The sequence below is a fragment of the Brachybacterium sp. J144 genome (assembly GCF_036321705.1).
Lineage (GTDB): Bacteria > Actinomycetota > Actinomycetes > Actinomycetales > Dermabacteraceae > Brachybacterium.
In genome coordinates, this window is the sequence record NZ_JAZDCG010000002.1 from 1 (window position 1) to 7,243 (window position 7,243).

10 protein-coding genes and 3 tRNA genes are annotated in these 7,243 nt (G+C 70.6%); 12 read left to right on the plus strand and 1 reads right to left on the minus strand.

Translation table 11 applies throughout. From position 1 onward, the window contains the following. Positions 1-518: 518 nt before the first annotated feature. The 4 genes from V1260_RS01795 to V1260_RS01810 all read left to right on the plus strand — a co-directional run bounded on the left by V1260_RS01795 (position 519) and on the right by V1260_RS01810 (position 2,077). A complete protein-coding gene (locus V1260_RS01795; RefSeq protein ID WP_329745085.1) occupies positions 519-782 on the plus strand; it encodes a WXG100 family type VII secretion target in 264 nt (87 codons plus the stop codon). A 46-nt stretch (positions 783-828) separates the two neighbouring features. Next, positions 829-1,098 (plus strand): hypothetical protein, encoded by a 270-nt coding sequence (locus tag V1260_RS01800; RefSeq protein WP_329745086.1) that lies wholly within the window; start codon positions 829-831, stop codon positions 1,096-1,098. Positions 1,099-1,466: 368 nt separating this feature from the next. Next, on the plus strand, positions 1,467-1,727 hold the full coding sequence (locus V1260_RS01805) for a hypothetical protein (protein WP_329745087.1): 261 nt from the start codon (positions 1,467-1,469) through the stop codon (positions 1,725-1,727). A gap of 80 nt (positions 1,728-1,807) precedes the next feature. Beyond that, entirely contained in the window at positions 1,808-2,077 is a 270-nt protein-coding gene (locus tag V1260_RS01810; protein WP_329745088.1) for a WXG100 family type VII secretion target, read from the plus strand. A 79-nt stretch (positions 2,078-2,156) separates the two neighbouring features. On the opposite strand, the gene V1260_RS01815 is transcribed toward V1260_RS01810, so the two are convergent. Continuing rightward, positions 2,157-2,645: a YajQ family cyclic di-GMP-binding protein gene (locus tag V1260_RS01815; protein WP_329745089.1), complete on the minus strand. Its 489-nt coding sequence runs from the start codon at positions 2,643-2,645 to the stop codon at positions 2,157-2,159. Between the two features lie 276 nt (positions 2,646-2,921). On the opposite strand from V1260_RS01815, the gene V1260_RS01820 reads away from it, so the two are divergent. The 8 genes from V1260_RS01820 to glyA all read left to right on the plus strand — a co-directional run bounded on the left by V1260_RS01820 (position 2,922) and on the right by glyA (position 7,199). Continuing rightward, a tRNA-Tyr gene (locus tag V1260_RS01820) sits at positions 2,922-3,003 on the plus strand. A gap of 86 nt (positions 3,004-3,089) precedes the next feature. Beyond that, a tRNA-Thr gene (locus V1260_RS01825) sits at positions 3,090-3,162 on the plus strand. Positions 3,163-3,216: 54 nt separating this feature from the next. Continuing rightward, positions 3,217-3,293: transfer RNA gene (locus V1260_RS01830), tRNA-Met, on the plus strand. 97 nt (positions 3,294-3,390) lie between these two features. After that, positions 3,391-3,561: a 50S ribosomal protein L33 gene (gene rpmG / locus V1260_RS01835; protein WP_029360274.1), complete on the plus strand. Its 171-nt coding sequence runs from the start codon at positions 3,391-3,393 to the stop codon at positions 3,559-3,561. A 175-nt stretch (positions 3,562-3,736) separates the two neighbouring features. Further along, positions 3,737-4,186: an FAS1-like dehydratase domain-containing protein gene (locus V1260_RS01840; RefSeq protein WP_329745090.1), complete on the plus strand. Its 450-nt coding sequence runs from the start codon at positions 3,737-3,739 to the stop codon at positions 4,184-4,186. A 60-nt stretch (positions 4,187-4,246) separates the two neighbouring features. Beyond that, positions 4,247-4,699: a MaoC/PaaZ C-terminal domain-containing protein gene (locus tag V1260_RS01845; protein ID WP_329745091.1), complete on the plus strand. Its 453-nt coding sequence runs from the start codon at positions 4,247-4,249 to the stop codon at positions 4,697-4,699. Continuing rightward, positions 4,696-5,823, plus strand: a complete 1,128-nt coding sequence (locus V1260_RS01850) for a UDP-N-acetylmuramate dehydrogenase (RefSeq protein WP_329745092.1) — start codon at positions 4,696-4,698, stop codon at positions 5,821-5,823. Before V1260_RS01845 ends, V1260_RS01850 begins: the two co-directional genes overlap by 4 nt. Positions 5,824-5,930: 107 nt before the next feature. After that, positions 5,931-7,199, plus strand: a complete 1,269-nt coding sequence (gene glyA, locus V1260_RS01855) for a serine hydroxymethyltransferase (protein ID WP_329745093.1) — start codon at positions 5,931-5,933, stop codon at positions 7,197-7,199. Positions 7,200-7,243: the final 44 nt, after the last annotated feature.

Genomic DNA, 7,243 nt, shown 5'->3' on the forward strand with positions numbered 1-7,243 from the left:
GGAGTGTGGCGCCGAGAGGGCGCCTCAGGGGCCGCTATTTTGCCCTCGGCCCCCCCGCTGTGTGCGGGGCGTCGAGCGCCGACGAGGTCCGGTGGCGCCGACGGGAGGCGCCGGCGGAGCGCCTGTGGGCACGGCGATGAGGATGCCGGAGTGCTGTCGGCGGCGATGCCGGAGGCGATGGCAGTGGCGATGCGAGGCTGCCGTCCGCGGCGCGGCCGATGGTGCCGACGGCGGTGCTGCCGGGAGGCCCCACCCGCGCGCGGCCGGCCGGTCGGACCCTGGGGACCCGCTCGCCCCGCAGCGTCGCCCGCCTCCGTGAACATGGCCGTGACCTGCTGGAACGGTGCAACGTCGCGAGGGGGAGGGGCATGGGTAGTTGTCCCCATTCCCTCCGGGAGGAGGTCCGCTCTAGGGTAGAGCCATCACCTGGAGGACAGGGACCGAGGAAGCGGCCGGGGGCCGCGGAGGAACCTGCCGAGGGTGGAGACCGAATCCAGAATCGACGTTTGGGGAAGATCATGAAGAAGGGTATGAACCCGGAGGCCGTCGAGGCCATCGCCGGCGACATCGACGAGCTCATCGAGAGCATGAACTCGATCTACGAGGGCCGCCTCGGCTACGCGACCGACCTCGACTGGACCGGTGAGGACCGCGACAAGTACCTCTCGGAGTTCGAGAGCACCGTCGGCGCCGCGAACAAGGCCGTCGTCTCGCAGCTGACGGAGTTCGCCGAGCGCCTCCGCACCAACGCCCAGGCGCAGCGCGAGACCTCGGGCCGCTGACGCCCGACCGCGATCACCACCACCACAGAACACAAGGGGAGACATCATGGCTTTCAAGGGAATGAACCCGGAAGAGGGTCGCGAGACCGCTTCGCTCATCACCGAGGCGGCGGCCACCGTCAACGACAACACCGATTCGCGCACCTCCAGGATCATGAGCGTCGAGTGGGTCGGCCCGGACTACGACAGCTTCACCTCGGACTGGAACTCCTTCCTCTCCGGCGCGCTGTCGGAGCTCTCGGAGGCGTACCGCACCAAGGGTGACGAGCTCACCAAGCACGCCGACGACCAGGACGACACCTCGAATAACGGCTGAGTCCGCTCCGGCGCCCGTCGCCGATCCAGCGCCCCGTCCCCGATCCGTCGGGGGCGGGGCGCTGTGCGTCGTGGGTTGGGATGGGAGGGGGAGGGACGGTGCAGTCGCGAGAGTCGGCACGAGTGCCGGCGCTTTGGGGAGGAACGGTTCATCCACAGTCGTTCGCGGCGCAGAAATCGCTGTGGCCAGCATCGACGCTGCCACATCGGGCATCGGCAGGGGCTGGGGAGTAGTCCCCATCGCGGAAGTCCGCCGGCGCTCCTAGGCTGAGTGCATCACCTCGAGGAGGGATCGAGGAGGCGGCCGAGGGCCGCGGAGATCCCCTCGGGCAGGTGCGACCGGAACGACCACGAGTATCGGAGGGCACGATGAAGAAGGGCATGGACCCCACCGCGGTTCAGAAGATGGGGCAGCAGACCGAAGAGGCCGGGCAGAACGTCCAGGAGCTCTTCTCCCGGGCGAGCTCGCGGGTGAGCGAGCTCGACTGGACCGGCGAGGACCGCGACGCTTTCGTCCAGGAGTTCGAGAGCACGATCGGTCAGCTGGTGCAGACCGTCGTCCAGCAGACGAGCGAGTTCGCGAGCCGCGCCGCCGAGAACGCGACGCAGCAGATCGACGCGTCCTCCTGATTCCAGCGGCCCGGACCACGGGCCCGCTCCCAGCACGAACTTTTCGACATCCGGCCCCACAGGGGCAGAAGGGGTAGGTCATGGCTTTCAAGGGAATGAACCCGGACGAGGGGCGCGACGTCGCGCAGTCCCTCGTGGAGACGGGCGAGACCATGCTCGAGGCGATCGAGACCGTCACCAGCATCGTGAACTCGGTCGAGTGGATCGGCCCGGACTACGACGCGTACCAGGAGGAGTGGAACTCCTTCGTGGGTGGCCCGGTGAACAACCTGCTCGAGGGACTCAAGGCCAAGGGTGACGAGCTCACCAAGCACGCCGACGACCAGGACGACACCTCGAACGCCGGCTGATCAGCCGGCACGACCCGAGAGGGTCCCACCCCCGTACGGGGGTGGGACCCTCTCGTCGTGCATCGGTAGGGAGCGGCGTTCAGCGGTAGTTGATGAACTGGAGCGCCACGTCGAGGTCCTTGCCCTTGAGCAGCGCGATGATCCCCTGCAGGTCATCGCGGCTCTTGGAGGAGACCCGCAGCTCATCGCCCTGGATCTGGGCCTTCACGCCCTTGGGGCCCTCGTCGCGGATGATCTTGGAGATCTTCTTGGCGTCCTCGGCGCTGATGCCCTCCTTGAGGTCCGCCACGAGGCGCATCTCCTTGCCGGACTGCTTCGGCTCGCCGACCTCGAGGGCCTTGAGGGAGATGCCTCGCCGGATCAGCTTGGACTGGAGCACGTCGAGCACGGCCAGCACCCGCTCCTCGGCGTTCGCGGTCATGACGATCTGGTCGCCGCTGAGGGACACCGACGCCCCCGTGTTCCGGAAGTCGTAACGCTGCCCGACCTCCTTCACGGCCTGGTTGACCGCGTTGTCGACCTCCTGGCGGTCGAGCTTGCTCACGATGTCGAACGACGAGTCAGCCATGACGGGGCTCCTTCAGTGCGGCGGCGGGTGGATGCTGCTGGCACTCTTGCACACCGGCCGCGGGTGCGCAGCGTCGACGCGAGCCGGCATGGTCCGGAGCTCGTCCCGGCGCGCCATGTTCCTGCAGGTCGGATCGGCTGTGACCATGGTCATGCGGTCCTGGGGCCCTCTCGGTTCGCACCCCCGCTCGGACCCCGCTATGCTGTTCCGAGTCCGCTTCCGGCGGCCCGCGAACCTGGTCCTCCAGGCGCGAGGGGCGACGGGGGAGGTCATCCCGGCAGGTTACCCGAGTGGCCAAAGGGGGCTGACTGTAAATCAGCTGGCTATGCCTACGGGGGTTCGAATCCCTCACCTGCCACCGCGGAGGATCCTTGTGATCCGACGCACGGGGAACGCCCCACGAATTGCCTCGCGGCAAGGAGATTGGGTAGTGTTCACCGGGTTGCCCTGATAGCTCAGTCGGCAGAGCATCTCCATGGTAAGGAGAAGGTCAAGGGTTCGATTCCCTTTCAGGGCTCTGATGGTTGCGGCGGCCCGATCTCGAGAGAGATGCGGGCCGCTCGACCGTCACGCCGGGGTAGCTCAGACGGTTAGAGCGCACGACTCATAATCGTGAGGTCGCGGGTTCGATCCCCGCCCTCGGTACCACGCCGGTCTCGACCGGAGTGCAGGATCCACATCCCCCGAGTACGGGGACCCACGAGGCGCGCCGCCGGGTGCGCCACCCGGACGAAAGAGGCGAACCGTGGCGAGCAAGAGCTCTGACGTGCGTCCCAAGATCACCATGGCCTGTGTTGATTGCAAGGCGCGCAACTACATCACCAAGAAGAACCGTCGCAACACCCCGGATCGGCTCGAGCTCTCGAAGTTCTGCCCGACCTGCGGCAAGCAGACGGCGCACCGCGAGACCCGCTGAGTCCTCGCGAGCACACCAAAGGCCACACGGGCTCGTCCCGGGTGGCCTTTCGTGCATCCCGGTCCGCGTGCGCAGCGCGTCGAGCGCGCCGCAGCTCGCCTGACGCGGACGGACCTGAGATCATCGCGGGGTCCGCACCGTCGGCCCCGCGCCGCGCCCCCTTCCCGGAGATGACATGACCACCGCTCCCGACCCGTCCTTCGCGGGCCGCACGTACCCTGCCGGCCCCGCGCACACCGTCTCGGCAGCGAAGATCGCCGAGTTCGCCCGCGCGACCGGCGCGAGCTCGCCGCTGCACACCGATGTCGAGGCCGCCCGCGCCGCCGGCCACGCCGACCTCGTCGCACCGCCGACCTTCCTCGTCTCCCTCGCCCAGGAGACGGAGGCCCAGTACATCGAGGACCCGGCGGCGGGCATCGACTTCACCCGCGTCGTGCACGGCGAGGAGTCCTTCACTCTGCAGCGCCCCGTCGTCGCCGGGGACCGGCTGGTCCCCACGCTCACCGTCGAGTCCGTGCGCGCCGCCGGCGGTCACGCGATGGTCACCACCCGCGTCGACCTCGCCGACGAGGCGGGCGCCGAGGTCGCCAGTGTGCGCAGCATGCTCGTCGTCCGCGGCGACTGACCGCCCGTCGGCCTCGACGCCCCCGCCCACTCCGCCCGTCTGTCCCGACCAGGAGCAGCCATGACCGCCCCCGCCCTCCGCCTCGCCGACCTCGCCGTCGGCCAGGAGCTCTCCCGCACCTCCCACGAGATCACGCGCGACGCCCTCGTCCGCTACGCCGGGGCCTCCGGCGACTTCAACCCGATCCACTACAACGATGCCGTCGCCGCCGAGGCCGGGCTCCCCGGCGTGATCGCCCACGGCATGCTCACGATGGGCACCGCGATCACCGGCCTGCTCGACGTCCTCGGCGATCCGACGCTCGTGCGCTCCTACTCGACCCGCTTCACCAGCCCGATCCCCGTCCCCGCGACCGGCTCCGCCCTCCTCGAGGTCGTCGCCGTCGTCGGCGCGATCGACGAGGCGGCCGGGACCGCCCGGATCGATCTGACCGCGCAGGTCGACGGCACCAAGGTGCTCGGCCGCGCCCGTGCGACCGTGGCCCTGCCCGCCGGCGGACCGGCCGCGGCATGAGGCTCTCCGCGCTGACCACGCTGCGGATCGGCGGAGAGATCCGGCATCTCGTCGAGGCCCGCACCGCCGACGAGGTCATCGCCGCGGTCTCCGCCGCCGACGAGGCGGGCGAACCGCTGCTGGTGCTCGGCGGAGGGTCCAACCTCGTCGCCTCCGACGAGCCCTTCGCGGGCACCGTCGTGCTCCTGCGCGACCCCGAGGAGCCGCCGCTGCTGGACGCGACCTGCGAGGTCGGCGCCTCCGGGGAACCCGACGGCATCCCCGTGGATCCCGCGGATCTCACCCCGCTCGATCCCACCTGCGGCGGGGCCATCGCCGAGCACTTCGCGGGGGTGAGCTGGGACCGCGCGGTCCGCTACGCCGTCGCTCGCGAGATGGTGGGCCTCGAGGCGCTCTCCGGCATCCCCGGCACCGTGGGGGCGACCCCGATCCAGAACGTCGGCGCGTACGGGCAGGAGGTCGCCGAGACCATCTCCCGCGTGCGCACCTGGGACCGTCACGAGAGTCGGGTCCGCACCTTCTTCGCCGCCGACTGCGACTTCAGCTACCGCGACAGCGTCTTCAAGCGCACCCGCTACGACGGCCCCGTTGCCTCGGCGACCGGCCGCTACGTGGTGCTCTCGGTGACCTTCCAGCACACCCTCGGCCGTCTCTCCGCGCCGATCCGCTACGCGCAGCTCGCCGAGGCCCTCGGCGTCGCCGTCGGGCAGCGGGCGCCGATGACCGAGGTGCGCGAGGCGGTCCTCGCGCTCCGCGCCGGCAAGGGCATGGTGCTGGACCCCACCGATCACGACACCTGGAGCGCGGGCTCCTTCTTCACCAACCCGGTGCTCCCCGCGGCCGTCGCCGAGCGCCTCCCCGACGGTGCTCCGCGGTATCCCGCGGGGGAGGGGCTGGTGAAGACCTCCGCGGCCTGGCTGATCAGCCATGCGGGCGTGGAGCGCGGCCACGCGCTCTCGCCCCGCGCCTCCGTCTCCACCAAGCACTCCCTGGCGCTGACCAACCGGGGCGGCGCCTCGAGCGAGGAGATCGTCGCCCTCGCCCATGACGTGCAGTCCCGCGTGCAGGAGGCCTTCGGTATCGCGCTCGAGCCCGAGCCGGTCCGCCTCGGCGTCGACCTCTGAGGGAGGCCCGGGTGTCATCTCCCGGAACACGCCGGGGTGCGCCGGGCGGCTCGGCCTAGGATGGGACCGGCGCCCGCCGCCGTCCCACCGTCCCCGCAGGAGGCCCCGTGAACGTCCTCGATCAGTCCCTCTCCGAGCTCGACCCGGAGATCGCCGGCGTCCTCGACCGTGAGCTCGCCCGTCAGCAGCGCACCCTGGAGATGATCGCCAGCGAGAACTTCGTCCCGCGCGCGGTGCTGCAGGCGCAGGGATCGGTGCTGACGAACAAGTACGCCGAGGGCTACCCGGGTCGCCGCTACTACGGCGGCTGCGAGGAGGTCGACGTCGCCGAGCAGATCGCGATCGACCGCGCCAAGGCACTGTTCGGCGCGGAGCACGCGAACGTCCAGCCGCACTCCGGCGCGACCGCCAACGCGGCCGTGATGCACGCCCTCGCCCGCCCCGGCGACAAGCTCATGGGCCTCTCCCTTGCCCACGGCGGCCACCTCACCCACGGCATGAAGATCAACTTCTCCGGCCGTCTCTACGACATCGTCGCCTACGAGACCGAGCCCGGCACCGGCCTGATCGACATGGACAAGGTCCGCGAGCTCGCCGTCGCCGAGCAGCCCAAGGTCATCGTCGCCGGCTGGTCCGCCTACACCCGCCAGCTCGACTTCCCCCGCTTCCGCGAGATCGCCGACGAGGTCGGCGCCGCGCTGTGGGTCGACATGGCGCACTTCGCCGGTCTCGTCGCCGCGGGCCTCCACCCGAGCCCCGTCCCCTACGCGGACGTCGTCTCCACCACGATCCACAAGACCATCGGCGGTCCCCGCTCCGGCATGATCCTGTGCACGGAGCAGTGGGCCAAGAAGATCGACTCCGCCGTATTCCCGGGCCAGCAGGGCGGCCCGCTCATGCACGTGATCGCCGCGAAGGCCGTCGCGCTCAAGGTCGCCGCCTCGGAGGGCTTCAAGGACCGCCAGGTCCGCACCCTCGAGGGCGCCCGCCTCATCGCCGAGCGCCTCCAGGCCGAGGACGCGAAGGCCGCGGGCGTGAAGGTCATCTCGGGCGGCACCGACGTGCACCTGGTCCTCGTCGACCTCGTCGACTCCGAGCTCGACGGCCAGCAGGCCGAGGACCGCCTCCACGAGGTCGGCATCACCGTGAACCGCAACGCCGTCCCCAACGACCCGCGCCCCCCGCGGGTCACCTCGGGCCTGCGCATCGGCACCCCGGCGCTCGCCACCCGCGGCTTCGGCGCCGAGGAGTTCGCCGAGGTCGCCGACGTCATCGCCCTCGCCCTCACCGGCGGCGCGGACCTCGAGAGCCTCCGCGCCCGCACCGCGGCGCTCGCGGACAAGAAGCCGCTGTACCCCGAGCTGCAGCAGTACTGATCGACCTGCGCGGGGCCCGGCCGTTGCCGGGCCCCGCGCTCGTT

Excerpts from the sequence above, each read along its gene's own strand:
- V1260_RS01795 (WP_329745085.1), top strand. The coding sequence starts at position 519 with ATGAAGAAGGGTATGAACCCGGAGGCCGTCGAGGCCATCGCCGGCGAC.
- V1260_RS01800 (WP_329745086.1), top strand. The coding sequence starts at position 829 with ATGGCTTTCAAGGGAATGAACCCGGAAGAGGGTCGCGAGACCGCTTCG.
- V1260_RS01805 (WP_329745087.1), top strand. The coding sequence starts at position 1,467 with ATGAAGAAGGGCATGGACCCCACCGCGGTTCAGAAGATGGGGCAGCAG.
- V1260_RS01810 (WP_329745088.1), top strand. The coding sequence starts at position 1,808 with ATGGCTTTCAAGGGAATGAACCCGGACGAGGGGCGCGACGTCGCGCAG.
- V1260_RS01815 (WP_329745089.1), bottom strand. The coding sequence starts at position 2,645 with ATGGCTGACTCGTCGTTCGACATCGTGAGCAAGCTCGACCGCCAGGAG.
- V1260_RS01840 (WP_329745090.1), top strand. The coding sequence starts at position 3,737 with ATGACCACCGCTCCCGACCCGTCCTTCGCGGGCCGCACGTACCCTGCC.
- V1260_RS01845 (WP_329745091.1), top strand. The coding sequence starts at position 4,247 with ATGACCGCCCCCGCCCTCCGCCTCGCCGACCTCGCCGTCGGCCAGGAG.
- V1260_RS01850 (WP_329745092.1), top strand. The coding sequence starts at position 4,696 with ATGAGGCTCTCCGCGCTGACCACGCTGCGGATCGGCGGAGAGATCCGG.